The organism is Natrinema sp. H-ect1 (assembly GCF_041821105.1).
GTDB classification, from domain to species: domain Archaea; phylum Halobacteriota; class Halobacteria; order Halobacteriales; family Natrialbaceae; genus Natrinema; species Natrinema thermotolerans.
In genome coordinates this window covers 475,532-501,688 of sequence record NZ_JBGUBA010000002.1, presented here as the reverse complement: position 1 = coordinate 501,688, position 26,157 = coordinate 475,532, and the positions used below count along the sequence as shown (strand labels likewise).

28 protein-coding genes, 1 tRNA gene and 1 pseudogene are annotated in these 26,157 nt (G+C 67.1%); 11 read left to right on the top strand and 19 right to left on the bottom strand.

Annotation, left to right across the window (positions count from 1 at the left end; translation table 11 throughout):
• Positions 1 to 93 precede the first annotated feature (93 nt).
• The 6 genes from ACERIM_RS06765 to ACERIM_RS06740 all read right to left on the bottom strand — a co-directional run bounded on the left by ACERIM_RS06765 (position 94) and on the right by ACERIM_RS06740 (position 4,238).
• A tRNA-Ser gene (locus tag ACERIM_RS06765) sits at positions 94 to 174 on the bottom strand.
• A gap of 27 nt (positions 175 to 201) precedes the next feature.
• On the bottom strand, positions 202 to 465 hold the full coding sequence (locus ACERIM_RS06760) for a hypothetical protein (RefSeq protein WP_084158293.1): 264 nt from the start codon (positions 463 to 465) through the stop codon (positions 202 to 204).
• A 16-nt stretch (positions 466 to 481) separates the two neighbouring features.
• A complete protein-coding gene (locus tag ACERIM_RS06755; RefSeq protein WP_373631816.1) occupies positions 482 to 862 on the bottom strand; it encodes a Rid family detoxifying hydrolase in 381 nt (126 codons plus the stop codon).
• A gap of 53 nt (positions 863 to 915) precedes the next feature.
• Positions 916 to 2,133 (bottom strand): serine hydrolase domain-containing protein, encoded by a 1,218-nt coding sequence (locus ACERIM_RS06750; RefSeq protein ID WP_373631815.1) that lies wholly within the window; start codon positions 2,131 to 2,133, stop codon positions 916 to 918.
• 170 nt (positions 2,134 to 2,303) lie between these two features.
• Positions 2,304 to 3,515 (bottom strand): threonine ammonia-lyase, encoded by a 1,212-nt coding sequence (ilvA, locus tag ACERIM_RS06745; protein ID WP_373631814.1) that lies wholly within the window; start codon positions 3,513 to 3,515, stop codon positions 2,304 to 2,306.
• 249 nt (positions 3,516 to 3,764) lie between these two features.
• On the bottom strand, positions 3,765 to 4,238 hold the full coding sequence (locus ACERIM_RS06740; protein ID WP_049965977.1) for a gamma-glutamylcyclotransferase: 474 nt from the start codon (positions 4,236 to 4,238) through the stop codon (positions 3,765 to 3,767).
• Between the two features lie 119 nt (positions 4,239 to 4,357).
• On the opposite strand from ACERIM_RS06740, the gene ACERIM_RS06735 reads away from it, so the two are divergent.
• Positions 4,358 to 5,422, top strand: coding sequence for a hypothetical protein (locus tag ACERIM_RS06735; protein WP_373631813.1), 1,065 nt, complete (start codon positions 4,358 to 4,360; stop codon positions 5,420 to 5,422).
• On the top strand, positions 5,419 to 5,763 hold the full coding sequence (locus ACERIM_RS06730; protein WP_006651143.1) for a hypothetical protein: 345 nt from the start codon (positions 5,419 to 5,421) through the stop codon (positions 5,761 to 5,763). Before ACERIM_RS06735 ends, ACERIM_RS06730 begins: the two co-directional genes overlap by 4 nt.
• Positions 5,764 to 5,818: 55 nt before the next feature.
• Here the strand turns inward: ACERIM_RS06730 and citZ are convergent, their stop codons facing one another.
• Positions 5,819 to 6,967 (bottom strand): citrate synthase, encoded by a 1,149-nt coding sequence (gene citZ / locus ACERIM_RS06725; RefSeq protein WP_006651142.1) that lies wholly within the window; start codon positions 6,965 to 6,967, stop codon positions 5,819 to 5,821.
• Between the two features lie 303 nt (positions 6,968 to 7,270).
• Between citZ and ACERIM_RS06720 the strand changes: the two genes are divergently transcribed.
• Entirely contained in the window at positions 7,271 to 8,476 is a 1,206-nt protein-coding gene (locus ACERIM_RS06720; RefSeq protein ID WP_373631812.1) for an MFS transporter, read from the top strand.
• Here the strand turns inward: ACERIM_RS06720 and ACERIM_RS06715 are convergent.
• Complete coding sequence (locus ACERIM_RS06715; RefSeq protein WP_373631811.1) at positions 8,473 to 8,850, bottom strand: VOC family protein; 378 nt, start codon at positions 8,848 to 8,850, stop codon at positions 8,473 to 8,475. The genes ACERIM_RS06720 and ACERIM_RS06715 overlap by 4 nt on opposite strands.
• 162 nt (positions 8,851 to 9,012) lie before the next feature.
• Between ACERIM_RS06715 and ACERIM_RS06710 the strand changes: the two genes are divergently transcribed.
• Positions 9,013 to 9,450: a universal stress protein gene (locus ACERIM_RS06710; protein WP_006651139.1), complete on the top strand. Its 438-nt coding sequence runs from the start codon at positions 9,013 to 9,015 to the stop codon at positions 9,448 to 9,450.
• Positions 9,451 to 9,486: 36 nt separating this feature from the next.
• On the opposite strand, the gene ACERIM_RS06705 is transcribed toward ACERIM_RS06710, so the two are convergent.
• From ACERIM_RS06705 to sepF, 4 genes are all read right to left on the bottom strand, one after another.
• Positions 9,487 to 10,146 carry a helix-turn-helix domain-containing protein gene (locus ACERIM_RS06705; protein WP_006651138.1) on the bottom strand — a complete coding sequence of 220 codons (660 nt, stop codon included), beginning with the start codon at positions 10,144 to 10,146 and terminating at the stop codon, positions 9,487 to 9,489.
• A gap of 111 nt (positions 10,147 to 10,257) precedes the next feature.
• Positions 10,258 to 11,577 carry a Coenzyme F420 hydrogenase/dehydrogenase, beta subunit C-terminal domain gene (locus tag ACERIM_RS06700; RefSeq protein ID WP_373631810.1) on the bottom strand — a complete coding sequence of 440 codons (1,320 nt, stop codon included), beginning with the start codon at positions 11,575 to 11,577 and terminating at the stop codon, positions 10,258 to 10,260.
• Complete coding sequence (locus ACERIM_RS06695; protein ID WP_373631809.1) at positions 11,578 to 13,980, bottom strand: rhodanese-like domain-containing protein; 2,403 nt, start codon at positions 13,978 to 13,980, stop codon at positions 11,578 to 11,580.
• Positions 13,981 to 14,521: 541 nt separating this feature from the next.
• On the bottom strand, positions 14,522 to 14,884 hold the full coding sequence (sepF, locus tag ACERIM_RS06690; RefSeq protein WP_006651134.1) for a cell division protein SepF: 363 nt from the start codon (positions 14,882 to 14,884) through the stop codon (positions 14,522 to 14,524).
• Between the two features lie 214 nt (positions 14,885 to 15,098).
• Here sepF and ACERIM_RS06685 point away from each other — a divergent pair, with 214 nt between their 5' ends.
• Positions 15,099 to 15,863 carry a DUF1028 domain-containing protein gene (locus tag ACERIM_RS06685; protein ID WP_373631808.1) on the top strand — a complete coding sequence of 255 codons (765 nt, stop codon included), beginning with the start codon at positions 15,099 to 15,101 and terminating at the stop codon, positions 15,861 to 15,863.
• Between the two features lie 29 nt (positions 15,864 to 15,892).
• Here ACERIM_RS06685 and ACERIM_RS06680 read toward each other — a convergent pair whose 3' ends face one another.
• Both ACERIM_RS06680 and ACERIM_RS06675 read right to left on the bottom strand, forming a co-directional pair.
• Entirely contained in the window at positions 15,893 to 16,342 is a 450-nt protein-coding gene (locus tag ACERIM_RS06680; protein ID WP_373631807.1) for a cyclic nucleotide-binding/CBS domain-containing protein, read from the bottom strand.
• Between the two features lie 167 nt (positions 16,343 to 16,509).
• Positions 16,510 to 16,989 (bottom strand): RNA-binding protein, encoded by a 480-nt coding sequence (locus ACERIM_RS06675; RefSeq protein ID WP_006651131.1) that lies wholly within the window; start codon positions 16,987 to 16,989, stop codon positions 16,510 to 16,512.
• Positions 16,990 to 17,102: 113 nt separating this feature from the next.
• Here ACERIM_RS06675 and ACERIM_RS06670 point away from each other — a divergent pair, with 113 nt between their 5' ends.
• Positions 17,103 to 17,396 carry a hypothetical protein gene (locus ACERIM_RS06670; protein WP_006181481.1) on the top strand — a complete coding sequence of 98 codons (294 nt, stop codon included), beginning with the start codon at positions 17,103 to 17,105 and terminating at the stop codon, positions 17,394 to 17,396.
• A gap of 23 nt (positions 17,397 to 17,419) precedes the next feature.
• Here ACERIM_RS06670 and ACERIM_RS06665 read toward each other — a convergent pair whose 3' ends face one another.
• Positions 17,420 to 18,061 (bottom strand): helix-turn-helix domain-containing protein, encoded by a 642-nt coding sequence (locus ACERIM_RS06665; protein WP_373631806.1) that lies wholly within the window; start codon positions 18,059 to 18,061, stop codon positions 17,420 to 17,422.
• An 85-nt stretch (positions 18,062 to 18,146) separates the two neighbouring features.
• On the opposite strand from ACERIM_RS06665, the gene ACERIM_RS06660 reads away from it, so the two are divergent.
• Positions 18,147 to 19,040: an alpha/beta fold hydrolase gene (locus ACERIM_RS06660; RefSeq protein ID WP_373631805.1), complete on the top strand. Its 894-nt coding sequence runs from the start codon at positions 18,147 to 18,149 to the stop codon at positions 19,038 to 19,040.
• Positions 19,041 to 19,139: 99 nt separating this feature from the next.
• A complete protein-coding gene (locus tag ACERIM_RS06655) occupies positions 19,140 to 20,438 on the top strand; it encodes an RNB domain-containing ribonuclease (RefSeq protein ID WP_373631804.1) in 1,299 nt (432 codons plus the stop codon).
• A gap of 321 nt (positions 20,439 to 20,759) precedes the next feature.
• On the opposite strand, the gene ACERIM_RS06650 is transcribed toward ACERIM_RS06655, so the two are convergent.
• The gene (locus ACERIM_RS06650; RefSeq protein WP_373631803.1) at positions 20,760 to 21,047 is read right to left on the bottom strand and encodes a hypothetical protein; all 288 of its coding nucleotides are present in this window, start codon (positions 21,045 to 21,047) and stop codon (positions 20,760 to 20,762) included.
• Between the two features lie 45 nt (positions 21,048 to 21,092).
• On the opposite strand from ACERIM_RS06650, the pseudogene ACERIM_RS06645 reads away from it, so the two are divergent.
• Positions 21,093 to 21,386, top strand: a pseudogene (locus ACERIM_RS06645) (RNB domain-containing ribonuclease); the annotation flags it as partial.
• A 66-nt stretch (positions 21,387 to 21,452) separates the two neighbouring features.
• On the opposite strand, the gene ACERIM_RS06640 reads toward ACERIM_RS06645, so the two are convergent.
• Both ACERIM_RS06640 and kdgK1 read right to left on the bottom strand, forming a co-directional pair.
• On the bottom strand, positions 21,453 to 22,001 hold the full coding sequence (locus tag ACERIM_RS06640; RefSeq protein WP_049965960.1) for a GNAT family N-acetyltransferase: 549 nt from the start codon (positions 21,999 to 22,001) through the stop codon (positions 21,453 to 21,455).
• Between the two features lie 105 nt (positions 22,002 to 22,106).
• Entirely contained in the window at positions 22,107 to 23,060 is a 954-nt protein-coding gene (gene kdgK1 / locus ACERIM_RS06635; protein WP_373631802.1) for a bifunctional 2-dehydro-3-deoxygluconokinase/2-dehydro-3-deoxygalactonokinase, read from the bottom strand.
• 243 nt (positions 23,061 to 23,303) lie between these two features.
• Here kdgK1 and ACERIM_RS06630 point away from each other — a divergent pair, with 243 nt between their 5' ends.
• Positions 23,304 to 23,552, top strand: coding sequence for a hypothetical protein (locus ACERIM_RS06630; protein ID WP_006651123.1), 249 nt, complete (start codon positions 23,304 to 23,306; stop codon positions 23,550 to 23,552).
• A 15-nt stretch (positions 23,553 to 23,567) separates the two neighbouring features.
• Here ACERIM_RS06630 and rtcA read toward each other — a convergent pair whose 3' ends face one another.
• Positions 23,568 to 24,623 carry an RNA 3'-terminal phosphate cyclase gene (gene rtcA / locus ACERIM_RS06625; protein ID WP_373631801.1) on the bottom strand — a complete coding sequence of 352 codons (1,056 nt, stop codon included), beginning with the start codon at positions 24,621 to 24,623 and terminating at the stop codon, positions 23,568 to 23,570.
• Between the two features lie 130 nt (positions 24,624 to 24,753).
• Here rtcA and ACERIM_RS06620 point away from each other — a divergent pair, with 130 nt between their 5' ends.
• A complete protein-coding gene (locus ACERIM_RS06620) occupies positions 24,754 to 26,148 on the top strand; it encodes an MFS transporter (RefSeq protein ID WP_373631800.1) in 1,395 nt (464 codons plus the stop codon).
• Positions 26,149 to 26,157 lie beyond the last annotated feature (9 nt).

The following is a 26,157-nucleotide window of genomic DNA, read 5'->3' as shown; positions in this document are numbered from 1 at the left end:
GACGATCGCCTCGCTTCGCTCGGCGCTGCGACTGGTCTGATTCAAATCCCGACGTTGTGTTTTCGTCGCTCACGAAGTTGTTCGCGACAAAAACGCCAGGACAGGGATTTGAACCCTGAATCCCAAAGGGAACACGCTTTCCAGGCGTGCGCCTTACCGTTCGGCCATCCTGGCTCACGCTATCCTAACCGCGTCCCTCGTTTAACCCTTACGAGATCCGTCGCCGCGCCCGCGGTCGAGCGCCCACGCGGCGATCCGGGGCTCGAGCAGGTACGCTCCCAGCCCCGCGCCGATTCCGACCGCGGTCGCCAGCGCTACCGCGACCGTGAACCGTACGAGCGGTGTCACGAGCAGGGCATACCCCTGGACGAGGACCAGAAACGCCAGTCCGCCGACGAGCCCCCACAGGACCGCCGACTTGGTCCGCGGCCCGATCCCCATCTTTCCGGCTGGATAGCCGCTCACGCGACGCTCACCGGGTTCACTCGAGATCGGCGACGGCTTCGATCTCGATCCCGACGCCCTTGGGGAGGGCGGCGACCTCGACGGCGCTTCTGGCCGGCGGCTCGTCATCGAAGTAGTCGGCGTAGGCCTCGTTCATCGCGTCGAAGTCGTCGATGTCCTCGAGGAAGACGGTCACCTTGAGGACGTCCTCGTAGCCGCCGCCGGCCTCGTCGAGGACGGCATCGAGGTTGTACAGCGCCTGTTCGGTCTGGGCCGCGATGGGCTCGTCGTCGAGCAGGTCGCCGTCGGCGGTCATGGGGATCTGGCCGGCGGTAAACAGCAGCGAGCCGTTGCTGGTCGCCTGACTGTAAGCGCCGACCGCGGCGGGCGCGTCGTCGGTTTCGATGATTCGTTTCATGAGCGCCGTTTCGCGGCGGGGCGAGTTAAAAGACGTGAAGCCGGCGACCGCCGCTACGCGAGTTCGTGCCGGACCGTGTCGCCGAGCCGGGAGACGCGCTGGCTGTGTTCGTAGCCGTCCCGGATCCCGTTCGTGACGTACGCGAACGCGATGTCGTTGTCGGGGTCGGCCCACGTCATGATGCTGCCGAGCCCGCCGTGTCCGTAGACGGAGTGGGACGCAGTGACGCCGAAGTCGTCGCCGGGCTGGCCGCCGAAGCGAACGCCGAGGCCGCGACGGGTGTATTCGCCGTCCTCCGCCTGTTCGACCTCCACCGAGGTGAACGCGTTCGTGACGCGCTCGCCGAAGACGTCCTCGCCGCCATTCAGTAGGCAGTTGTAGAACCGCGCCAGATCGCGGGCCGTGCCGATGCCGGTGGCGGCCCCGACGACGCTGTGCTGGACGGCGGGGCGGTTGAACAGGTCGGCGACGTAGGCGTTGTAGCCGGGCGACTCGGGCTCGGTGATCTGGCTGTACGGCTCGAACCCGACGAGGGTCGCGACCGGGCCGTGATCCCCTTCGAGCCCGATGCTCGTGTCGCCCATCCCGAGCGGCTCGAAGATGGCGTCCGCGGCGATCTCGTCGATCTGCCTGCCGACGACGTTTCGGGTGAGCCCGTCGATGATCCAGCCGTAACTCAGCAGGTGGTAGTCGGTGCGGGTCCCCGGCGGATACAGGAGTTCGGCCTCCTCGACGAGTCGCTCTTTCTCGGCGGGATCCCCCCAGACCTCGGGGTTGTCGTCGATCGCCGGAATCGCGTGCAGGCCCGACTGGTGCGAGAGGACGTGCCGGATCGTCACGTTCTTCTTCCGCTTGTCGCCCTTCGCGAACGCCGGCCAGTGATCGACGACGTGGTCGTCGTAGTCGAGGATCCCCTCGTCGACCAAGTGGTGGATACACCCCGCCGTGTACGGCTTCGTCGTCGAGAAGAGGACGTGACGGGTATCGGTCCGTTCCGTACCGCCGTCGGGACCGGTCGTACCGCCCGCGAGATTGACCACGAGTTCGTCCTCGTGGTAGACGGCGAGCTGTGCGCCGTGATGGAGTTCCCGCTCGAGTTGATCGAAGAACGTCTCCGCGATCCGCTCGGTCCCCGTCGGAAGGATGTCGGACTGCCGATTCGGTTCCGAGCGGGCGGGCCGGTCACCCGTTCCGGATCCCGTCGCCGACGCCGATACCGTCGATCCGATCGCTGCGGCTGCGATACTGCCGAGGAGCGTTCGACGCTGCATGCTGGCAAAATCCCGTCGATAGATCATTAACAATCGGCCGATACACGGCTCCGGCGACGAGATAGTGGTGATACGCGTCGTCTATGAACTGTTTTCGATCGTTTGCGGTCAACGGCGCTGTCGTCGAGCGGGACATGTCGGACCCGCACCGACCGCGATGGAGCTGGCCGTCAGGCCAGCACGTCGACTTCGTAGCCCGCGTCCCGCAGCGCCGACAGGAACGCGTCGACGTGGTCGGGACCGCGCATCTCGAGTTCGATCTCGACTTCCGTGTCGCTCATCTCGACCTCGCGGGAGGTCCGGTCGTGGTGGATCGCATAGATGTTCGCCCGGTGGGCGGTGAAGACGTCGAGGAGGTCCTCGAGCGCGCCGGGGCGGTCTTTCAGCACGGTCCGGATCTTCAGGTAGCGGCCGGTCTCGACGAGGCCGCGGACGATGACGTTGGTCAGGGTATTGAGGTCGATGTTGCCCCCACAGAGCGCGGGGACGATGACCTCGTCCTCGGCGTAGTCGAACTTCTCGAACAACACCGCGGCGAGCGCCACCGCGCCCGCGCCCTCGACCACCGTCTTCGAGCGCTCGAGCAGGTAGACCAGGGCGACGGCGATCTCGGGGTCGGAGACGGTGACGACCTCGTCGACGTACTCCTGAATGTGGGGGAAGGTCTGCTCGCCGACGCTACGGGTCGCGATCCCATCGGCGATGGTATCGACGCCGTCGAGCGAGACCCGCTCGCCCTTCTCGAGGGATTTCGCGGCGCTGGAGGCCCCATCGGCCTGGACACCGATCACGCGGGCCTCGGGCTGTTGCTCCTTGATCGCGGTCGCGATCCCGCTGATGAGCCCGCCGCCGCCGATCGGAACGACGACGGTTTCGACGTCGGGACAGTCGTCGATGATCTCGAGGCCGATGGTGCCCTGGCCGGCCATGACGTCCTCGTCGTCGAAGGCGTGGACGTAGGTGCGGCTTTCCTCGCGTTCGATCTCGTGGGCGCGTTCGGCGGCCTCGTTGTAGTCCTGGCCCGCGAGGACGACCTCCGCGCCGTAGCTTTTGGTCGCTTTGACCTTCGAAATCGGCGCGTGTTCGGGCATGACGATCTTCGAGTCGACGCCGGACCTGGTGGCCGCCAGTGCGACGCCCTGCGCGTGATTGCCCGCACTGGCGGTGACGACGCCCGCGTCCTTCTGGGACTCGGTGAGGGTCGCGATCCGGTTGGTCGCCCCGCGGATCTTGAACGAGCCGGTCCGCTGGAAGTTCTCCAGTTTCAGCCGGACGTCGGCTCCGGTCATCGACGAATATGTGTGTGAGTGTTCGAGCGGCGTGTGCCGGGAGGTTTCCCGGACCCGCTCGCGTGCCTCGAGAACATCCGAGAGTTCGAGCATACCCCTGACTACGGGACGTGGAGTGTAAGGATTTCTGTCAGGGAACGGGGAGCCCGTGGGGCCCGCCCACCCCCAACAGGATGTGTTGCCAGTCGGGCAACACGACAGGGAATACAGGGAATGCACGGCGTGTGACGTGCGACTGGAGAAGGGGACCGTGACCATATAAATCTCATGCACCCGCAGTGAAAGTGAAACCACACGAAGGCGGCGGGTTAATCACCGCGTCAGACGGAAGGACGACGGGTGTCATTCGCGGTTCCGAACGACGACATCGGCCCGCGAAACGAGCCGGCGAACGCGGTCGCCGAACGGGCCGTCACCCGGCCAAGTTGCATCGACCGCGAGTCGTGCCGGGTCGCCGACGTACACCCACGACCGCTCGGTCGTCGCGTCGGCGGCAGTCACCCGATCCGACGCGATACTCGAGCCGTCCCGCCGATCACCGTCGGCGTCAACGGACGGGACTGCGACCCGGACGTAGAGCCCGCTCTCGACGCCCTCGTAGCGGTCGAGGGACGCGAGGGCCGCGTCGCCGACCGCGAGCAACCGACCGTCGACGCTGCCGCCGGGAACGAGCGTCGGATACCGGCCGTCGACCCGCTGAAGCCCCTCGAGCGTCGCGTGGCCGACGAACAGCCGGGCTGCCGCCGCGGGCGTCGTCTCGAGGACGGATGCCACCCGTTCGGGGTCGGTCAGCGTCCCGTAGACGAAGACCGTCACGGGCCGCGATTCGGCCTCGAAGGACTTGCACGTACCGCCTGGGACCGGGACGATCGTCTCGCGGGACGTTCACCCTAAATTACACAAAGCACTTATACAACTGATCGGACCGTTCGGGCATGAACCGCGAGTCCCTCCTCGCCGTCGCGACGCTCGTGGTCGTCCTCGGGGCGCTCACGACGCTCGCTCTCGCCGGCGCGGTGTCCGATCCCGCCGCGTCCGAGACGGCCAGCGACGTCGAACCCGCCGGCCATGTCTCGCTGACGGAGCTGACGATCAGCGCCGACAGCGTCACCGGCGGCACGGCGACGCTGGCGGTCGATACGTATCTCGACCACCGCGGCGGTCCAGTCGAAAACGTCACGGTCGTCCACCGAGCGATCGATACGGAGAGCGGCCTCGTCGAGGCGACAACCGAACGCGAGGTCGGCCGGCTCGAGGAGGAGTCCGAACACGTCGTCTCGAGTTCGGTCGCCGTCCCCCGGGAGAGCGGCTACGAGATCGAGACGCTGGTCTACCGGGACGGCAACCGGACCGAGTCGACGAGCCACACCGTCGAGGGCGTCGGCTCGCTGACTCCGGCCTACGCCGACACCGACGTCGAGTTCCACCGGTTCGGCGGCGGGTCGGGCGGAAGCCTCGCGGACGTACCCGCGATCGGCTATTCGATCGAGTCGACCACCGACGAGCGGGCGACGCTCGCCGTCAATAGCTACCTCACCAACACCGGCGACGACCCCGAATCCGATCTCGAACTCGAGGTCGTCGCCCGGCAGTCGGGGTCGAACGTCGTCGCCGACGCGGCGACCGTCGACCTGTCGACGATCGAGCCAGGAAAGACCGCGTCGCCGACCGCCGAACTCACCGTCCCGGCCGAATACGACTACTACCTCGACGCGGTGCTGTGGCGGGACGGCACGATCGTCGGCACGGACCGCTCGGTCGCCAACCTCGGCCCGGGATCGCTGTCGGTCAACGAGACGGCGACGGACAGCGGGCTCGAGGTGAGCGACTTCGCGGGCGGTCCGACCGGCGCTGACGACGGCAGTGACGGGTACGGCGCGGACGACGACGACGGCGAGGACGGCGAAGACGGAAGCGGCGACGGCACGCCCGGCTTCGGGATCGCCGTCACCGCGGTCACCGTCCTCGCGACGATCGCCCTCGCACGGAGGTTCCAATGACCGAGACACCGACCGACGCCGAAACGACGCTCGAGGCACCGCCGGACGACCAGTATCACGATGAGACGGACGATTCGCCGCCGACCGCCGAGTCGGACGACGGGCTCGATCCGCGTTCGGCGGCGATCCGGCGATACCTCGTCTGGGGCGGGCTCGCCGTCTGTTCGGTGGTCGCGGTCGTCGCGCTCGTCCGGTTCTACGGCAGCGTGACCGACGCCATCGACCTTTGGGTCGATCCCAAGTACCAGCCGCTCGTCCACGCCGCGTTCAACCTCACCGTCCTGCTGACCTCGCTGATCGGGGTCTCCGTGCTGGTCCGAGAACTGAGCGATCGGTACTGAATCCGACGAAAACGTTCGCGCGCGATCGAACCCGAACCGAAACGACTCGCGGCCGTTACCGTTCCTCGAGCGGGACGAACGCCTGATCCTGCGGGCCGGTATAGCGGGCGCGCGGTCGGATGAGACGGTTTTCCGCCTGGTACTCGAGGACGTGGGCGATCCAGCCGCCGACGCGGCTCATCGCGAAGATGGGGGTGTACATGTCGATCGGGATGCCGAGCTGGTAGTAGACCGAGCCGGAGTAGAAGTCGACGTTCGGGGCGATCCCCTTCTCGACGAGGCCCTTCTCCTCGGTGAGGAACTGCTCGATCGTCGTGGTGTAGTTGTACCACTTGTCCTCACCGGTCTCGGCGAGTTCCTTGCTGCGTTCCTGGAGGATCTTCGCACGGGGGTCCTTGACGTTGTAGACGCGGTGGCCGAAGCCGGGAATGCGCCGGCCTTCGGCGGTCGCCTGCTCGACCCACTCGCGGTGGTCGAGGTCGCTCTCGTCGATCTCGATGAGGACCTCCATGACGTCCTGGTTCGCGCCGCCGTGAAGCGGCCCCGAGAGGGCGCTGATGCCGCCAGTGACGGCGCTGTAGATGTCGGCCATCGTCGAGCCGATGACCATCGAGGTAAACGTCGAGGCGTTGAGCCCGTGATCGGCGTGGAGGATCAGCGCCTGATCGAAGGTTTCGGCGGCGATGTCGTCCGGCTCCTCGCCGGTCAGCATGTAGAGGAAGTTCGCGGCGAGCCCCAGGTCCGGATCGGGGTCGACCGGTTCCTCGCCCTGGCGGTAGCGTTCGAACGCCGCCAGCGCGGTCGGGATCTTGGCCGTGATGCGACGACCCTTCCGGAGCGTCGCGTCGAGATCCTCGGGATCGGCGTCGTCCTCGGGTTCGTAGGCCGAAAACATCGAGACGGCGGTCCGCAGCGCGGCCATCGGCCGCTCGCCGGCCGCGGCCAGCCGCTCCATCGTGTCGAGGACGTCGTCGTCGACCTCGCGTTCCTCGAGCAGGGCCTCGATAAACGGCTCGAGTTCGTCCTCGGTCGGGAGATGACCGTTCCAGAGCAGATAGAGGACCTCCTCGTAGCTCGCGCCGCGAGCCAGATCCTCGATGGTGTAGCCGCGATAGATCAACCGGCCCGCATCACCGTCGATCGAGCTGAGCTCCGATTCGGCAACCAACACGCCCTCGAGCCCTTTCTTGAGGTCGTCAGACATACTCAGGGATTTCGGACGCCAATGGAAAAGTATTATCGTTTAGTCGGTGCCGGCACTCGACACGTCGGATGTCCGCATTTTGCCGGTATCACGAACACGTCCGGGTGGCGTTTTCGACATCGAACGAACAGACAGTCAGTCGAATGCCCCACCGATTACTATAATTGTCTTTCGTGGGGTTCGCTCGAGCGCCCGGATCGAGTCACCGCCGGCCCCGTCGGGGTCGGCGATACACGCAATCGATTCAGCAGGGGACACCGTCGCCGCCACGTTTTTCGAACCCCTCTGCAAAGGGTACCGCGGATGGAGCGATCGGACTGGCGGACCGTCCTGTTGGTCACGACGTGGCAGATCTCGGCGAGCATCTGTTACTATACGATCTTCGCGGCGACGCCGTTCTTCCGGACCGCCTTCGGACTCTCCCGGTTTTCGGTCGGGGTCGTCGTCACGGCACTCACCCTCGGCTACGCCGTCTTCCTGTTGCCCCTCGGTGCCCTGACCGACCGGTTCGGTGAGCGGACGACGCTGACGCTTGGCCTGCTCGGACTCGCGACGGGGACGCTGCTGGTCGCGGGTGCGCCCACCTACGCACTGTTGCTCGCGGCGGTGTTCGTTCTCGGGTCGCTGTATGGCACCGCGATCCCGGGGACGAACAAGGCCGTCTTCGACAACATCGATTCCGGTCGACGGAACCTTGCGATGGGGATCAAACAGGTCGGCGTCACCAGTGGCAGCGGCATCAGCGCCCTGCTGGTCACCGGACTCGCGGGCGCGCTGTTCTGGCAGGCTGGCTTTCTCGTCGCCGCCGCCGTTGGACTGCTCGTCGCCGTCGCCTTCTATCGGCTTTATGCGAGCGACGGCGAGGGGGACGAGCCCGGCTATCCGGACTTCCGCAAACTGCTCTCGAATCGGGCGTACCGCTCGTTGATCGTTGCTGGGCTCTTTCTCGGAGCGGCCCTGTTCACGACGACGGGCTACACCGTTCTCTACGTCGAGGAGTCCGTCGGCGCGTCCGTCGCGTTCGGCGGGATCGTCCTCGCACTCGTCCAGTTGTTCGGCAGCGTGGGTCGCGTGCTGACCGGGTGGCTGAGCGACGCCCTCCCCGGGGAGCCACGGGTCAGGATCGGCTCGCTGCTGATCGCCCAATCGATCGGCAGTGCCGTCATGTTCGTCGTCGTCGCGTCGACGACGAGCGAACGCGGCGCCGCAGTCGCCTTCTCGGTTCTCGGTTTTTTCGTCCTCGGCTACACCGGCGTCTACTACTCCGTCATGGCGACGCTCGTCCGCGCCGACGAGATGGGCGGTGCGACCGCCGGCGGCCAACTCGCGTTGACGAGCGGCGCACTCGTCGCCCCGCCCGCGTTCGGCTATCTGGCCGACACGGTGGGCTACCGCACGTCGTGGCTGTTTTTGGCCGCCGTCGTCACGATCGCGGCCGGATTCCTCGTCCAGGTCGTTCGGACGGAGCCGACCGTGACGAACCCCGCTGCGGCCGGCGAGTCGGACTAGGAATCGAGTTCTTCGACCAGTTCGACCACGTAACCGTCCGGGTCCTCGAGGAAGGCAACGCGGACGCCGATGTCGTCCATCGTCATCGGTTCCTCGTGGATCGGGGGATCGACCCGTTCGACGAGTCGATCGAAGACCTCGTCGACGCTGTCGACGCCGACCGCGACGTGGGCCATCGTCCCGGAATCGATCTCCGGGCTGCCCTCGGGATCGTACTTGAACTGGAACTCCGCGTTCTCGCCGCCGATGTAGACGTTCTCGACCCCATCGTCGGTGGTGAACGACCAGTTCTCCTCGAGTCCGAGGGCGTCAACGTAGAACGCCCGGGTGCGTTCGAGATCCGAGACCCACAGCGCCGTGTGAATGACGTCCATGTGGTCCGGGAGGACGCCGCCTGCCAAAGGGTTACTGGCAGGCGCCGGGACTGCCGGTTCTCGGAGGGAACCGACCGTGTCGCCTGCCGGACGGCGGGGCGTCGCCGTCACGCGGTGGGAACCGCCAGTACACCTTTGACGGCATGGCCCTCACGATCGGGTATGTACCACGTTCTCGTCCCGGTCGACACCGACGAACAGCGCGCAACCGCACAGCTCGAGACGCTACGCTCGCTCCCGGCCGATCCCGACGACCTGTCGGTGACGGTCCTGCACGTCCTCGAGGAGATCGACACGATCGCCGACGAAGGTGGAACGACGTTCATCGACGATCTCAACGAGTCGCTGCCCGAGATCCGTGACGTTCCCGACACCGTCCCGCTGATCGAGGAACGGCTCGCGGACGACGGCATCGATGTCGAGCGGATGGAAATGGTCGGCGACCCGGCCGACGGTATCGGACAGGTCGCGGCGGAGATCGACGCCGATGCGATCCTGCTGGGCGTTCGGAAACGGTCGCCGGTCGGCAAAGCGATCTTCGGCAGCGTCAGTCAGCGGGTCATCATCGACGCCGACCGACCGGTCATCATCGCTGAATAAGGAAAACGGGATTCGGTCCGAAAACGATGCCAGCAGCTACGTTTCTTCCTCGAGGATCGCGTCCATCAGCTTCGTCTGGGCCGCCGCCAGATGCTCGGTGAAGGTCGATCGGGCGACGCCCAACTCCTCGGCGACATCGGTCGCGTTCGCACCCTTCGGGTAGTCGAAATAGCCCATCTCGTGGGCTGTCTCGACGATCTCCTGTTGTCTGTCCGTGAGTATCTCGCGGTCGACGACGACCGGATCCGCCGAGATTTCCTCGTGGTCCTGTGTCAGTTCCTCGACGAGGACGCCGTCGAACAGCTCCCGCAGGCGATCGACGATGTCGGCGATCTCGGCCAGTTCGAGGGTCCGAAAGGACAACAGCAGGGAGCCATCCTGGGCCCGGACCGAGGAGACCGGGGTCCCGGTTCCCTCGACGACCTCGCAGACGCAGTCAGCGGCGGCGTCGCGCTCGAACCGGTAGATGGCCTCCCGTTCGTTCGACTGGACCGGCGTCAGCTCGACGCCGGCGTCCCCGCTCTCGTCGATCGAGGCGTCGGCGGCGACGCCGAACTCCTCGACGACGGTCCCGTCGGCGGTGGCCCGTGAGGAGCGAGCGATCGAGTCGATCTGCTCGTTGGCCGCCGCCGAGACAGTAGCGACCGGACAGTCCGCCGGTTCGTTGACGACGACCGTTGCACGAAAGCCCGTCATACTACCCCATACGGGACGGCGGGGGATAACCCGGCCGAGAATTCCCGCCGGATGAAAACACTTCGAGCGGCCCCAACGCGTCGCTCGAGCCCGCGGCCGGCCGTCAGCCGGTCAACACCACTCCTCGTACTGGTGGACACGAGCCGGGTTCAGCGGTTCGGGCTCACGGTCGGTTCCGTCGTAGCTCTCGCGGTGGTGTTCGTAGGTAATGCCGATCCCGGCCTCGGGGTCGTACTCCCGCGGGAGGATCGACTCGGCGCGACGGCGGTTCCAGTCGGCCAGTTTCTCGAGCGTCCCCGGCCGATCGATCGCGGCCGTCTCGAGGGCGGGGGCCGCCGTCTCCCAGGCCGACTCGCCGGTTTCGGTCCGGACGACGACGGTCGTCTCGCCGTCCTGGCTGCCGACGTTGCCGACGCTGATGTCGGCCGCGCCACCGACGAAGTCCGCACACTCGTCGCAGCCGCGCAGCCCGGCCGCGTCGAACGCGTCGACGTCGGTCTCGAGCAGCGTCTCGCCGGCCGTATCGGTCGCACGGAGTTGCCCGTCGCTGATGTCGAGGGTATCGACGGCGGCGGGGTCGACGTCGAAGGTCTCGAGTCGCGACACCAACCGGCTGTGTTCGAAGCTGCGGGTACACATCAGCGCGACGGTCAGCGCGATCGGGTCGGCGGGCTCGTGGTCGTAGCGATCGAGCGCGGTCGCTCCCTGGATCATACAGGGAGTGCCGACCAGTGCGAGGTCGGGATCATCGGTCTCGCGGGTCGTTTCACTCCCCGCTCGACTGTCCGAGGCGCCGTGCGCCTCGCTCCCCAGATCGGCGTCGGCGAGCAGTTCGTCGAGTTGTCCCAGTCCCATCGTCTGGTTGTAGATACTACCGCCCGCCGCGAGCAGTTCCTCGCGGGAGGTCGCCAGCACGGCCTCGCCGCGCAGCGGTTCGTCTTCCTGTTCGCGGGCGACGACCGCGCCGTCGATCTCGCCCGCTTCGATGAGTTCGGCGAGCAGCGCCGTCACGACGCCGCCATCCTGACCCGCTCCGGCGGCCTCGTCGGTCGCCCGCGCGGCGTAGGTACCCGGCTCCGCGAGGCCGCGTTCTTCATGGGTCAGCTCGAGGTGGCGCTCGTAGCGCAGGCCGCTGCGGGGACAGAAGTCCCAGCAGCGCGAGCAGCCGGTACACATCTTGACCAGCGTCGGTCTGCCCTCGTCCACGTCGATGCCGATGGAGTCGGAGGGACAGGCGGCGACGCAGGAGGCACACTGGATGCAGCGGTCGGCCTCGATGACGGCCTCGTCTAAGTCGCGGAACCAGATCTTGCCGGGGGCCTCGGCGACGTCACGGTCCTGCTCGCGCGGATCCTCGCCGATGCCCTTGACCCCCGCCTGCGGAACGCCGGGACGGGGCCTGTCGGTCCCGGCGGGATCGGTACCCGACATCTAGCTCACCTCCGTCCCGATGGCGGGCGAGTCACGCGCCGGCCGTTCGGTGACGATTTCGCGCAGTTCCGCGTTCGAGGTCCGGTCGGTCCACTCGGTGAAGGACTCCCCGGGCTCGCTGTCGGCATCGTAGGCACACATTGTGGCCTTGACGACGTCGGGCACGTCGTCGATGGGGATCTTCCCGACGAGCCAGTCGATGAACTCGTCGTTCCCGAGGTCGCCGCCCAGTCCGAGGTCGGCCGCCCGCCCGGACTCGTAATCGTCGCGGTAGACCTCGCCGCGCAGCCCGAAATCGCCCAGCTGGGGCTGGGCACAGGAGGCCGAACAGCCCGACATGTGGATCCGGATCGCCTCGTGATCGTCGGCGATTCCGACCTGCTCGGCCCAGTCGTCCAGTTCGCGGGCCCACCTGATCGCCCTGTTTTTCGTCTCGATGATCCCGTAGTTACAGAACTCCCGGCCCGTGCAGGTGACGATTCCCCGGGTGAAGGGGCCGGGATCGGGGCTGTATCGCTCGAGCAGGGGGTCCTCGAGCAATGCCTCGAGGTCGTCGTCGGCCAGGTGCGGAACGAGGACGTTCTGGTTGGGCGTCAGGCGGACCTCGCTGTCGCCCAGTTCGTCCGCCAGTTCTGCCAACTCCGCGAACTCGTCGCCGCCCATCCGGCCCGTCGGGACGTTCAGCCCGACGTAGGAGCGGCCGTCCGCCCCCTCGTGGACGCCGACGTGGTCCCCGCGGTAGTCCATCGTGAGGGTCTCGTCGGGCTCGACGAACTCGAAGTCGGCGTAGGACTCGAGTTCCTCGCGGAACCGCTCGGGGCCGAACTCGGCGACGAGAAAGCGCAGCCGGTTGACCGCGGTGTCGAGGTAGCTGCCGTGGTCCATGAAGAGGTCGGCCATCGCGGCCACGAGGTCGTCGACCTGGTCGGGTTCGACGAAGAGGTCGATGTCGCTGGCGACGCGGGGACCGTCCGAGAGGCCGCCGCCGACCCGCGCGACGAACCCGTCTTTTCCGTCCTTCCGGGCGGGCGTCAGCCCGAGATCCTGGATGCCCGACCGGGCGCAGTCCTCGTGACAGCCCGTGACGCTGACCTTGAACTTCCGGGGGAGGTTGGCGTAGTGGTGGTCCCCGAGGAACCGCTGGCTCACCCGCTCGACGACGGGTTCGATGTCGACGGTCTCGTCGGGGTCGAGCCCGGCCGCGGGACAGCCGACGACGTTCCGGACCGAGTTGCCACAGGCCTGCATCGTCGAGAGCCCGACCGCGTCGTAACGGTCCCAGATCTCGGCGATGTCCTCGATCTCGATCCAGTGCATCTGGACGTCCTGCCGGGTCGTGGCGTCGAGATAGCCGTCGCCGAAGACCGGGTTCTGGTCGGGGCCGCCGTATTCCGCGGGGGCCCGGGCGAACTCGTCGGCGACCTCGCCGATGGTCCGGGCCTGTTCGGCGGTGAGGCGTCCGCCGGGGGCCCGTGTCCGCAACATGAAGTAGCCCCGCTGTTTCTGGTGGTAGAGCCCGATCAGCTTCAGCCGACCGAGGACGTCCTCGCCCAGCTCGTCGACCATCGCCTCGAAGCCGCCGTTGTCGGCGTAGTGACGGACCTGTTCCTGTAGCTCGACGGGGTCCCACTCGGGCGCCTCGGCTCGCACCCAGTCGGTGAGACTCCCCTCGTAGAAGGCCACGTCCTCGTAGCCCAGGTGTCGGAGGACGACGAACGTGTGACTGAGCCGCCGGGCCGTGTTACAGTACAGCAGGATCCGCTCGTCCGGTTCGATCCCCCGCTCCGCGAGCAGGGCCTCGAGGTCGTCCTCGGACTTGAGCCGGCCGTCCTCGAGCAGGTCTTCCCAATCGAGGTGAACGGCTCCCGGAATGCGGGACTGCTCGTACTCGGCGGCGGTCCGGGTGTCGACGAGGACGGCGTCGCCCTCGACGGCCGCCTCGACCGCGTCTCGGTCGACCAGCGGCGCGTCCTCGCACAGCGCGGCCTCGTAGTCGGTCGGCTCGCGGTCGGGGACGTCCGTGGTCAGCGAGCGGTCGTCGCCGTCGCGCCAGGCCTCGAGGCCGCCGTCTAACAGGTAAAGACTCCCCTCGTGACCGTAGACCAGTGCGGTCACCAGAAAGCGGGCCGCGAGCGCGGGGTCGCCACCGTAGGCGACGAGGGTGTCGTGGGGGTCGATGCCGGCCTCGCCGAGCAGGTCGGCGAAGTCGTCGGCCGTCGGCAGTTTCCCGGCCGCGACGCTGCTGGGATCGCGGAACCGACCGCCCGGGACGCTGACTGCGCCGGGGAGATGACCCAACTCCTCGTAGTCGCGCCGCTCCCGGACGTCGACGGCGACGACCGACTCCGACTCCCGGTGGGCCTCGAGCCACGACGGCGAGACGACCGCGGGGCCGAAGCTCACGCACGATCACCCGCGCGGTCGCGATCGGTGCGGCCGCGGCGACCGGACCGGGCCGATCGACCGCTCGCCGACCGTTCCTGTCGAACGTTCGATACTGTCGTACTCATGGTGTACCCGTCGGTTGTAGCCGACTCCCCTTTCAGCTACGCGTCCGGGTAAACAGTACCGTCGCTCCGGAACCACGGCAGCGGGCCGTCGCCACTCCTGACAGAACTATTACCCTTCGTATGTCCTGATTTTATTCGCCCCGTCGAATGGATCTCGCGACTCGGGAGCCCTCTCGCTCGAGTGGCCATCGGACGGCTCCGTCGCCGGAATCGGCAGAAATGTCCGCCTCTGTCGGACGGATCGCCGGGCTGGACCGACCAATCGCCGGTCGCGACATCGACGCGTCCGTTCGGTCGATCGGCGGTTCGCCACGGGTAACACAGCGAGAGTCCGAACTCGAGCCGAACCGAAAGACGGTGCCGAAAAGCAGCGAGACGATACCGACCACGAAGGGGTGTTCGACACTGGGTCACGGGCTCGGCAGCCCCGTCCCTCAGAGCTTCTGGCCGAGCTTCTCGCGGCTGATCCGGACGCCCGTCGGGGTGATGATCATCTGATCGTCGCCCTTTCGGACGATGTCGCCGTCGACCTCCTGGGCCACCTGCCGCAGTTCGTCGATGACGTGTTCGACCGTGCTGTCCTCGGTCCGGAGCCGCGTGATGTCCGCGATGACGATGTCGCCGTCGTAGACGGCGTCTTTGATGTCGATCGCGTCGGCCTGACTGCCGACCTCCGCGATGTGTACCTGCATCGTCGCCTCGGCCGACCCCGCGTCGACGTCCTCGAGGTTCAGTTCGGCGTAGTCCTCGACGGTGCGGGACTGGTTCCCGCCGAGAATTTTGCTCATCAATCCCATAGGTGTGTGCGTCCGTCGCTGTCTGTATAGTTCTTACGTCAGACACGGTCGTCACAGCCGGACCGTCGTCGGTCGATTACGGTCGTTCAGTCGGGACAGTCGGACGGTTCGATCGGTTCGTCCCGGCGGCCAGTGGGGTGGACGGTCGGACCGGCGAGCGGTCCGATTGGGCCGTCCGTGGGTTTTTAATTCCTTCACCGTAGCGATTCAAACGATGACGTTTAGCATCTGCGTCCACGAACCGTACGAAACCGAATCCGGGGAGCGCCACCACCGGTTCGGCGTTGCGGTCACGACGCGACTCCCGGGTGTCGGGACGCTCTGTCCCTTCGTCAGCGAACACGGTGCCGTCGCGACCCAGAGTCTGGTCAACGTCGAACTCGGCGAGCGCGGGATCGCCTACATCGACGACGGGTTGGCGGTCGACGACGTCCTCGAGTCCCTGCTCAACGCCGACGAGGGCGCACCCCAGCGCCAGCTCCACGGGGTCGATCGGGAGACGACGTTTACCTTCTCCGGCGAGGAGTGTGGCGACTGGTACGGCCACCGCGAGGGCGAGACCTACACCGTCGCCGGCAACCTGTTGACCGGTCCCGCGGTCCTCGAGGCGGCCGCGGAGGCTTACGAGGCGACCGCCGTTCGCGACGAACCGGACCCCTCGACCGGTCCGGACGCCGTCACCACGGACGTCGACACCGACCCGCTCGCGAAGCGATTGATCGACGCGCTCGCCGCCGGCGACCGCGAGGGCGGAGACAAACGCGAGGAGTTGTCGGTCCAGAGCGCGGCGGTCGTCGTCGAGACGACCGAGTCGCACCCGGTGGAGCCGCCGTACAACGACCTGCGGATCGACGCGACCGAGACACCGATCGCGGACCTGCGGGAGACCTACGACCTCGCGGTCCGGGGCTACCGGGACACCCTCGCCCGGTACGAGGGCGCCTACGAGGCCGACGACCTCGCGGAAAGCGGCGAGTGAGCGCCGGCCGAGCGGCGATCGGTGGGTACTCAGTCGCCCGCAGTGAGACCGGACTCGGCCGACCGATCGACCCGGAGCGGCTCGTCGTCCCACTCGATCTCGAGTCGATGCCGCGAGAGGTACGGTGCCAGCGTGTGCGCGGCGAGCAGCCCGCGGTACCGACCGTCGGCCACGACGGGAAGCTGTCTGACCCCGGCGGTTCGCATCCGTTCGGCGGCCGCGGACAGCGTCGCAGTCGGGCCGATGGTCGTCACCGGGTTCGACATGAACTCCCGAACGGCCGGCCGGTCGTCCGTCTCGGCGACCAGTGCGACGATATCCGACCCGGTGACGATACCAACGAGCGAGCCGTCCTCGAGAACCGGGAGCGCGGACACGCCCGGACGGCGGAGTCGCCGCGCCGCTTCGGATACCGGGGTCGTCGGTGCGATCGTCGGGGGTGATCGGAGGGCGACCGTTTCGACCGTCGTCCGGATCATGGGACATGAGACCGCACGACAGTATATAGGTCCTGTGGACATACGTCTTCTAGATCCTAGTATTGCTAGCACTATCTCCCGCTAACCGAGGAATTTGAACGGATTCGTAGCAGAGTTTTGGGTCGATGGGGAAACGCGCGCTCTCGCCGCCGCATGACCCGACCGACTCACCCGGTGAACTCGTAGAGGTCGTCGCCGACGTGGTGCAGCGAGTCGACGACCTTCCCCTCGTTGCCGGCCATCTCCGATCCGTCGACGCGGGCGCGGCCGACGGCCAGGACCTTGCCGTGGGACTCCTCGGCGATGACGACCAGATCGTCCGGCGAGATGTCGTCGGTGGCCTCGGTGATTCCGGGCCGCATCACGTCGGCCCCGTCGCTGACGAACGAGACCGCGCCCGCGTCGACGGTGACGAGTCGCTTGTCGGGATCGTAGGCGTTGGCTCCCCGGACCGTCAGGAACGGTTCCTCGTCGAAGTACGCGACCTGCGGCTCGCCGTCGATGAGGACGACCTCCCAGTCGGTGTCCTCGAACTCGACGCGCTCGTAGGCGTCGCCCTCGGGGGAGACGCCCAGCTGTGCCTCGAGCGTGTCCTCGAGGGCCGAGACCGCGTCGCTGCGGAGGTGGTGTCGGGATTTGACCTGCATGTCCGGCCCAACGAGCGGTCCGGAAATAAAAGACCCGTTCCGGACCCTCGAGCCGCCGGGCGACGCCGCGGGGCGTACCAATTGCTAAGTGGGTCCACCCCGTCGGACCGCGTATGTGGCCCGCTCGGTCGGGAACCGAGACCGTCACCTGTCTCGCCTGTGGCACCGAGTGTCCGCGCGACGAGGCCCGCGAGTACGACAAACACGGGGATCGCTGGGACCGCGCGGACAAGACCTTCGAACACCTCTGTAAGTCCTGTCACCGCGAGCTGTGTCATCACCCGCGGGACGACCTCGAGGATCTGCTGGTCGAGATCGAGGCCGGGCGGCGGGACCGGGCGGGCTTTCTCGCGAGCTACCTGACGGCGGTCGAGGAGCGATACGGGCCGCTCGAGGAGGAGTCGTAAGCGGCGTCGCAGTCGGAACGTCGCTACCCCGTGTCGATGGCGTCCGTCACGAGCGTCGCTTCCGCTTTCCGCAGTAGTTCGCCGGCCGTACTGCCGGCACAGTCCAGTTCGGCGGCGACGTCCGCGACCGAGCCCGACCGCGGAACGTCGTAGTAGCCGACGGCGACGGCGGCCTCGAGGGCGGCCCGCTGGCGGTCGGTCAGCCCGGCCGCCGCCCGACGGTCGAACTCGCGGACGCGTTCGATCGTCCCCTCGCCCAGTTCGGTCAGCTCGTCGTAGAAATCGGTCAGCGCGTCGGCTCGTCCGACGGCCTCGAACGCCACCGCACCGGTGTCGCGAAACGTGACCGGCGGCAGGAACACGATTCGCGCGTCCTCGACGAGCGTAAGGATCGCCGCCTCGAACTCGTAGGTCGTCTGGTGGACGAACGCGTACGTCCCGTCGTCGCGCTCGACGAACTCGGTCGCGGTGACGCTCTCGACGGCGGCCAGCAGGTCGGCGGTCGCGGCGGGCCCGCCGTCACACCACAACAGCGTCGTCACGGTCCCCATCGGCCCCCACATCAGGAGTTCTACCCGCGACACGCCATCCGTCGCCACGAGCCGTCGATGGAGCGGGTGTGCGACCCCGTCCGGAAACGTCACGCTGAACGAAACCCGTCTCATCGTCGGCCGATGTCGCCGAGAGTTATTAAAAGACCGCATGGGTCCGGGAGAAGTCACTCCCGGATCGGGCGACAACGCTCGACCGATGACACAGTCGCGATCGGATGCCTCGGCCGAAGACGACGGCCGCGGGGCAGATCCACCGACGATCGTTACAGAGGCCGACGGGAGGCGGGTCGCGTACGCCGACTACGGCGACCCGAACGGGACGCCGGTCGTCGCCCTCCATGGTACACCCGGCTCGCGCCGCTTCGGTGCCCTGTTCGACGACCAGGCGCGGGAAAACGGTGTTCGGCTCCTCGTCCCGGACCGGCCGGGGTACGGACGCTCGTCGCCCGTTCCCGACCGCGACGTCGCCGACACCGGCGCGACCGTCGCTGCGGTCCTCGAGGCTGAGGGCGTCTCTCGGGCCGGGATCGTCGCGTTCTCCGGCGGCGGACCCCACGCACTCGCGGTCGCAGCGACGCGGGGAGATCTCGTGACGGAGATCGATATCGTCTCGGGCGCGCCGCCGCCGTCGCTCGCGGCAGATCTCCCCGTCGTCCAGCGCCTGCTCGGATCGCTCGCGCGGCGGACGCCCCGCCTGCTGAGCGGGTTACTCGGCGTCCAGGCCCGACTCGTCGAACGGACGCCGCCCGCGGTCGTCCTCTCGCAGTATACGACGGCGGCCGAGCGCACCGAGATCCCGCCGGCGATGGCAGAGCGCGTTCGGCGCGATTTCCTCGAGGGGGTCGGGACACAGCGGGACGGGTTCGTCACCGAGACGCGACTGGTGGCGACGCAGTGGGAGTTCTCGCCGTCGGATATCGATCACACGGTCCGACTCTGGCACGGCGACGCCGACGCGAACGCGCCCCTTCGAGGGGCCCGCCGCCTTCGGGAGCGGTTACCCGACGGAGAGTTGACCGTCCTCGAGGACGCCGGCCATCTGACCGCCCTGTCCCGCAGTCGGTCGCGGATCGTCCGGTCCCAGCGGTAAGCGGGCGCGCTTGGCCCGACACGCCCCGCCACCCGGTCGGCGGTTCCGAGCGGGGCCGATCCCGACACGACTTTCACTCTTACGTGCGTAGCCCTCGGCATGAGTGACGACGCACAGGCCGAAGCCGGGACCGTGGAAGGGCAAGGTCCCGTCGAGGTCTCCGAAGATCTCGCGCGCCATCTCGAGAACAAGCGCGAGGACTTATTCGAGAAGTTCGAGTTGCGCGACGAGTTCCCCCCGGAAGTGTTGGAGGAGGCCGAGGCCCGGACGGAGGGCGTGACGGCCGAGATCGAGGAGGAGATCGACGAGCGGAAGGATCTGCGCGATCTGACGACGTGGACCACGGACCCGATCGATGCCCAGGACTTCGACGACGCGCTCTCGATCGAGGAACGCGACGACGAGTACGTCCTCTGGGTTCACATCGCCGACGTGACCCACTACGTCAACCCGGAGACGGCCATGTGGGACGAGGCCGTCGAGCGGGGCAACACGGTCTATCTCCCCGGCTACACGGTCCACATGCTGCCGCCGGTGCTGGCCGAGACGGTCTGCTCGCTGGTTCCCAACGAGGACCGACTGGCCCACACCGTCGAGATGCACCTCGACAAGGAGAACCTGACCTACGAGAACATCGAGATCTACAAATCGGTCATCGAGTCCGACGAGCGGCTCACCTACGCCGAGGCCGAAAGCCGGCTCGAAGAGCCCGACGCCGACCTCCACGAGGAGAACGCGCTGGTCTACGATCTCGCAGAGCAGATGCACGAACAGCGCAAGGAAGACGGCTCGCTCGTCCTGAACCCGGCCCGCGACCGCGCCCACACCATCATCGAGGAGTGCATGCTGAAGGCCAACAAGGCCGTCACGCACGAACTCATGTGGAACCGCGGCGTCTCGGCCATGTACCGGGTCCACCCTCAGCCCAGCCCCGACGAGTGGTCCGAAGCGCTGCGGGAGATTCAGGACCTCGACGGCGTCTCGATCCCCGGCAGCACGTGGGACGATCCCCGAAAAGCCGTTAACGCGACGCTCGAGGACGCGCCCGAGCGCCAACTGGACAAGATCCAGTGGGCGGTGATGAAGGTCATGCCTCGAGCGCGGTACATGAACGACCCCTTCGGCGGCCACCACGCGCTGAACTTCGAGATCTACGGCCACTTCACGAGCCCGATCCGGCGGCTCAGCGACCTGATCAACCACTGGATCGTCTACCAGAACGACGTACCGGAGAACCTCGTCGAACTCTGCGATCGGGCCAGCGACAAGCAGAAAGACGCCGAACAGTGCGAGCGCGAGTACAAGGACTTCCTGCAGGAGGTCGGCCTCGATCCGATGGCGGTCAACAACCGCGGGATCGAAGTCGTGGACGAGAGCGAGGCCGAGAAGACGCTGTGAGGGAGGTCGTCCGAGACGGCAACGCCGTCTCGTGATCCCGAAAATATCCGATTTTCGAGGACCTCGGCACAGCGAGCGGAGAGCGTAGCGAGCTGCGAGCAGGCGAGGACGCCGAGAAGACGATCTGACCAGCTTTCGTTGTCAGAACTTCCTTCGTGAGCGCCCGTGTTCGGTACTGTGCGATTACACCGGGAAGCGGGTACGTTAACGCGTGATTCGGTTGGTTGTCATGCGATGCCCCGCTCGCGCGGCAAATTTGCTGTCAAATTAACTTCTTGCGTGCCACATGTCACCACGGCCGCGCTAAGATGGACCCATTCTTCACCGAAAGCGACTCAACAGGGATGTGACACCCGTGGCCTCCGCGGCGATGACGAATCCGATCACACTTACGCCTAACCCCCAGACGAGACTGGACGTCCCCGAGTTAGAAAACGCGAGGTCTATACCACCGAAGACGAAGAACGCTGCGAGTCCCAAGTACACGACTGTGGCAACCGTCGCTAGCATCGCATCTTTCGTTGCGGAATAGACAGTAGTATAGAGTTGTTCCTGGTCGATACCAGGGGTTGCACCACCATCGGTGGCCGTTTTCTCTTCAGAGTTCATACCTATGGTAATCGCACCTGTGGCTATAAAATTTGTCCACCAACATACATGAACGACCCCTTCGGCGGCCACCACGCGCTGAACTTCGAGATCTATGGCCACTTCACGAGCCCCATCCGGCGGCTCAGCGACCTGATCAACCACTGGATCGTCTACCAGAACGACGTGCCGGAGAACCTCGTCGAACTCTGCGATCGGGCCAGCGACAAGCAGAAAGACGCCGAGCAGTGCGAGCGCGAGTACAAGGACTTCCTGCAGGAGGTCGGCCTCGATCCGATGGCGGTCAATAACCGCGGGATCGAAGTGGTCGACGACGAGGAAGCGGAGAAGACACTGTAGCAGCCGGAAACCGTCCAGTTTTCTCCCGTTCAGTGGGGACGAGTTGCGGTGGCGCGAACGACCGGCTCAGTCGGCGTCGAACCGCCGTTCGTAGACGTGTTCCTCGAGCCCCTCACCTAGATCCGACGGTCGAGTGCCGACGCGGTCGAACCCCCGCGATTCGTAGAAGGCAATCCCGACATCGTTGGCTGCAAGCACCGCCAGTCGGAGCCGGTCGGCGGTCCTCTCGAGGGCGGTTTCGAGCGCCTCGAGCAGGGCGGTGCCGACGCCCTCGCTCCAGACGGCCGGGTGGACATAGAGGCGGGCGAGAAACGCCACGGAGGTGTCCTCCGGCCACGGGACCGCGTGGGCGAACCCGTGACAGTCCGCGCCCGTCCCGGTCCCGTCCTCGCCGTCGTCGGTCGATCCTTCGGCCACGAGAAAGGCAGCATCCTCACGGTCCGTCGCCGCCGCGATCGACGACTCGAGGTCGCCGAGCGCGTACCACTCGTCGACGACGGTATCGACCCGCTGGGGGCCGAGGATGTCGTCGTAGGCGGCGTGCCAACTCTCGCGTGCGATCCCGTGGACGACCCAGACGTCGTCGACCGTCGCCGGACGAACGGTTCGACTCACGGCCGGAGGTAGTACAGCGGTCGATAAAAAGCGAGGCCCGACCCCCAGCCGTTCGTTACGGTCGCCGCGCCGTGACTTCGGACCGAGCGAACAGTTACCGGCCGACTACCGCGAGATGTCCCTATCCTGCTCTTTGACGACGGCCTCGACCTCGTCGGCGGTGACCAGCGCGACGTCACCGGGGATAGTCCGCTTGAGTGCGGCCGTCGCGGCGGCGTACTCGAGGGCGGTCGGGACGTTGTCGCCGTCGAGTCGACGGGCGATGAACGCACCCGTGAAGGCGTCGCCGGTGCCGATGGGATCGACGGTGTCGGTCTCGTAGGCCGCGTGATCGTGGACGACGCTGTCGTGCCAGCCGACCGCACCCTCTTCGCCGCGGGTGACGACGACGGTCGTGAAATCGTATTGCGAGCCGAGTTTGTGTGCCAACTGTCGCGGGTCGCCCTCGAATCCGAGGACCGTCCGCGCGTCGCGGGCGGCGATCACGAGGACGTCGATGCCGGGGAACAGCTTGGTCAGCGTCTCTCGAGCCTCGTCGGGCGACCAGAGCTTGCGACGGTAGTTGAAGTCGAAGGCGGTGGTCGTCCCGCCCTTTCGGGCCGCTTTGAGCAACTTGAGCGTCGTATCCCGCAGCGTCGAGGAGAGCGCTGGCGTGATCCCGGTCGTGAAAAAGACCCGCGCGTTCTGAATCTTGTCGATGTCGATGTCGCGGACCTTCGCCGTCGAGACCGCCGTGTTCTCCCGATCGTAGATCACGTTCGTCCCGCGGGGTTTGCCGGCGTGTTCGAGGTAGTAGGTTCCCTGTCGGCCCCGGTGGCTCCAGGTCACATCCGTCTCGATGCCGTGGCCCCGGAGTTCGCTGACGACCCGGCGACCCAGCGGCGTCTCGGGCACCTTCGACAGCCAGGTCGCCGACGCGCCGAGCCGGTCGGCCGCGATGGCGACGTTGCTCTCGGCCCCGGCGGCCCGGACCTCGAACTCGTCGGCGTTCTCGAGGCGCTCGTTACCCGGCGGCGAGAGCCGGAGCATCGTCTCACCGAAGGTGACGATGTCGCTCACCGGTCGGCCCCCCGAGTTGTACGGCCGCGACGGTCGGTGTGTCCCTCGGTCATACTCCAGCCAACGAACGGCGTTGCTATAAGTTGTGGCGGTCTGTCAGCGCAGAATCACGCTGAACCGAGGGGAGGGTTTCGCTCGGACCGCGAATCACCTTCGGTGGCGCGGGAATCGACTGACGCTTTACGCTACCAAATGTCGCGTCGGCCGAACGATTATAACGTTGCTATTCGAACATGTCTCCGGATGGTGTCGTCAGACGGACTTAAAACGTGGTTCGACTACCAACTTCTCTTTCTGGGACTCGCGATCACGGTGGTCATCGCCACCGTCGTGTGGAATCGACTGATGTCCTACCTGAGAACGCTACTGCTCGCGGCCCCGGAGTTCGATCCTGCGGCTCCGCAGTTCGCACTCGCGGTCACGGGAGCGGGTATTCTCGTCATTTCCCTGCTGGTCGTGCTAACGGGGCTGTTGAACCGAGAACGGCCGTGACCCCGGAGCCACGCGCTACGGAACCCCGTTCAACGGCGACGAGACCGAGGCGAGCGTCGTCTCGCCGTCGTCCTCGAGGTCGATCTCGGCCCCGAACGCCTCGAGCAGCTCACACCGGGTTTCGACGTGGTCGGTCACGGCCGGGATCCGCAGTCGGCCGCCCGCGAGCGCGAGGAAGCCAAGCAGTTGGTCGGCCATGTGTCGATCGACGGGGGCCGCCCCTGCGAGGAAGCGGTTCGCGGCGTCGGACGCCTCCTCGCCGACCCGCTCGGCCGGTTTCCCGCGTTCGCCGAGGGCGGAGACGCCGGCGATCCCGGTCCCGTGATCGATGCGAATCACGATCGCGGAGCCCGGGGACGGGCTGTCCACGGCGGTTTCGCGCCGCGTTGCGAGTTCGGGGGCGTCCGAATCGAGCCGTTCGAGCGCTCCCTCGGCCTGCCGGTGGGCGACGTCGCGGTCGGCAAGCGATTCCGACTCGGCCGAATAGAGCCGCAGGGCCTCGAGCGAGCCCCGCTCGTCGAGGGCGATCGGCTCGAGAGCGGACGGCTCGAGCCGAAGCGTGACCTCGCCGCCGCCCTCGGGGTAGAACCCGCGACGGTCGACGTCGCAGGTCGCCTCGAGGCCGAACCGCCGGACGAGCGGGAGTTTCACGCGCCGCAGGTAGTCAAGCGGTGGCGACCACGCCACGTCCGTCCCGCCGGTGACCGTGACCGATAGCGGCGACTCGAGGACCGTCGCCAGCGGCAAGAGTGCATTGCAAAGCAGCGTCGCGCTGCCGGCGGTTCCGATGTCGACGGCGTACTCGCCGCCCTCGAGTCCGCCATGTCCCTCGAGTCCGGGGTCGAACGCAACGGTCTCCGCGCCGAGTTCCGCGCCCGAAACGTCGGCGTCACAGACCTCGGCCAGCGTCTCGAGGACCGCCAGATGCTGGTGGCGAAGCCCGGGCGTCGGCCGGTCGCCGCGGACGTTCTCGAGGCGGACCGGCTCGTTCGTGCGGACCGACAGCGCGAGCGCGGTCCGGACGAACTGGCCGCCGGCGTTCGCGCCGTCGAGTTCGCGCGGAGTCGTCATGGATTCGACTGCGGACTCGAGGTACCTACCGGTGGCGGCTTCGGGCCGGTACCGATGAGCGGTTCGTCAATACGGGCTGCGTTTCCGGTTTGTTAACTTTTTCCACGCTCCGCGGAGGAGTTCCAGCGTAATGCGATTCTGGCACGATCCGCTTCGGCGTCGGTGGCTCCTGTGGGCGATCCTGAGCGTCCTCTTCTTGCTGGTCAACGTCAGCCGGCTCTCGACGGCGGTCCTCTCGGAGGATCTGATGGCCGCCTTCGGGACGACCGGGGCACAACTGGGGACGCTCCACGCCGTCTTCTTCTGGGTCTACGCGGCGATGCAGATCCCGTCGGGCCTGCTGGCCGACCGGATCGGGCCCCGACAGACGGCCACCGGCGGCGCGATCGTGATGAACGTCGGCGTCGTCTGGTTTTCCGTCGCTGAGGGCTATCTCGCGGCGACGCTGGCCCGCGGACTGATCGGCCTCGGGGGGAGCGTGATCTTCGTCTGCGTCCTCCGGTTCTGTGCGAACTGGTACCGCACCGACGAGTTCGCGACGATGAGCGGCGCGACCTTCGCCGTCGCGGGCTTCGGCGGCGTCTTCGCGACGACGCCGCTCGCGCTCGCCGTCGGGCGGTTCGGCTGGCGATCGACGGTCGCCGGGCTCGGCGTCCTCGGCCTCGCGATGACCGGCGTCGCCTTCGCCCTCGTCCGAAACTCCCCGAGCGCCGCAGGCTTCGAACCGCTCGAGGGCGTCCCCGGACAGGAGGTCTTGACGAACGCGCAGCTCAAATCGCATCTCGCCGCCGTCCTCCGGGACCGCTGGCTCTGGGTCATCAGCGTCATGCTGTTCTGTTCGACCGGAGTGAACATCACCCTGTTCGGACTGTGGGGCGTCCCCTACGTCGTCCAGACCTACGACGTGACGGTGACCAGAGCCTCCACGCTGACCCTGCTTGGCGGGCTCGGGCTGATGGTCGGTCCGCCCGCCGTCGGCTGGCTGGCCGACCGCCTCGAGCGCCGGATCGAACTGATGGTCGTCGGCGGGGCGTGTTACACCGCCTGTCTCGCCCTGCTCGCGGTCGTCGGGAACCCGCCGCTCCCGGTCGTCGGCGCGGTGTTTCTGCTCGCGGGGATCATGCTCGGCGCGTTCGTGCTGGGGTACTCGGTCGTTCAGGAACGCCACCCCAGCAGTGCCAGCGGGATTTCGACGGGGGCGACGAACGCCGCGGCCTTCACCGGCGCGGCGATCTTCCCGACCCTGATGGGGCGAGCGCTCGACGCCTACTGGACTGGCGACCTCGTCGGCGGCGTCCGCGTCTACACGGAGACCGGCTACCGGATCGCGTTCGGGATCGCCACCGTCGCCGGCGCGATCGCGTTCGTCTGTACGGGCTGGCTCTATTACCACGAGAAGCGGCGTACGATGACTCTCACCGACGCGCCCGCCTCGAGCGGCGAGAACCCCGACCCCGATTCGGACGAGCGGGCCGACGGGAAGACGGACGGCGACGACGGCGGTCGAGGCGTCGCCGGAAAATAAAACCGAGCG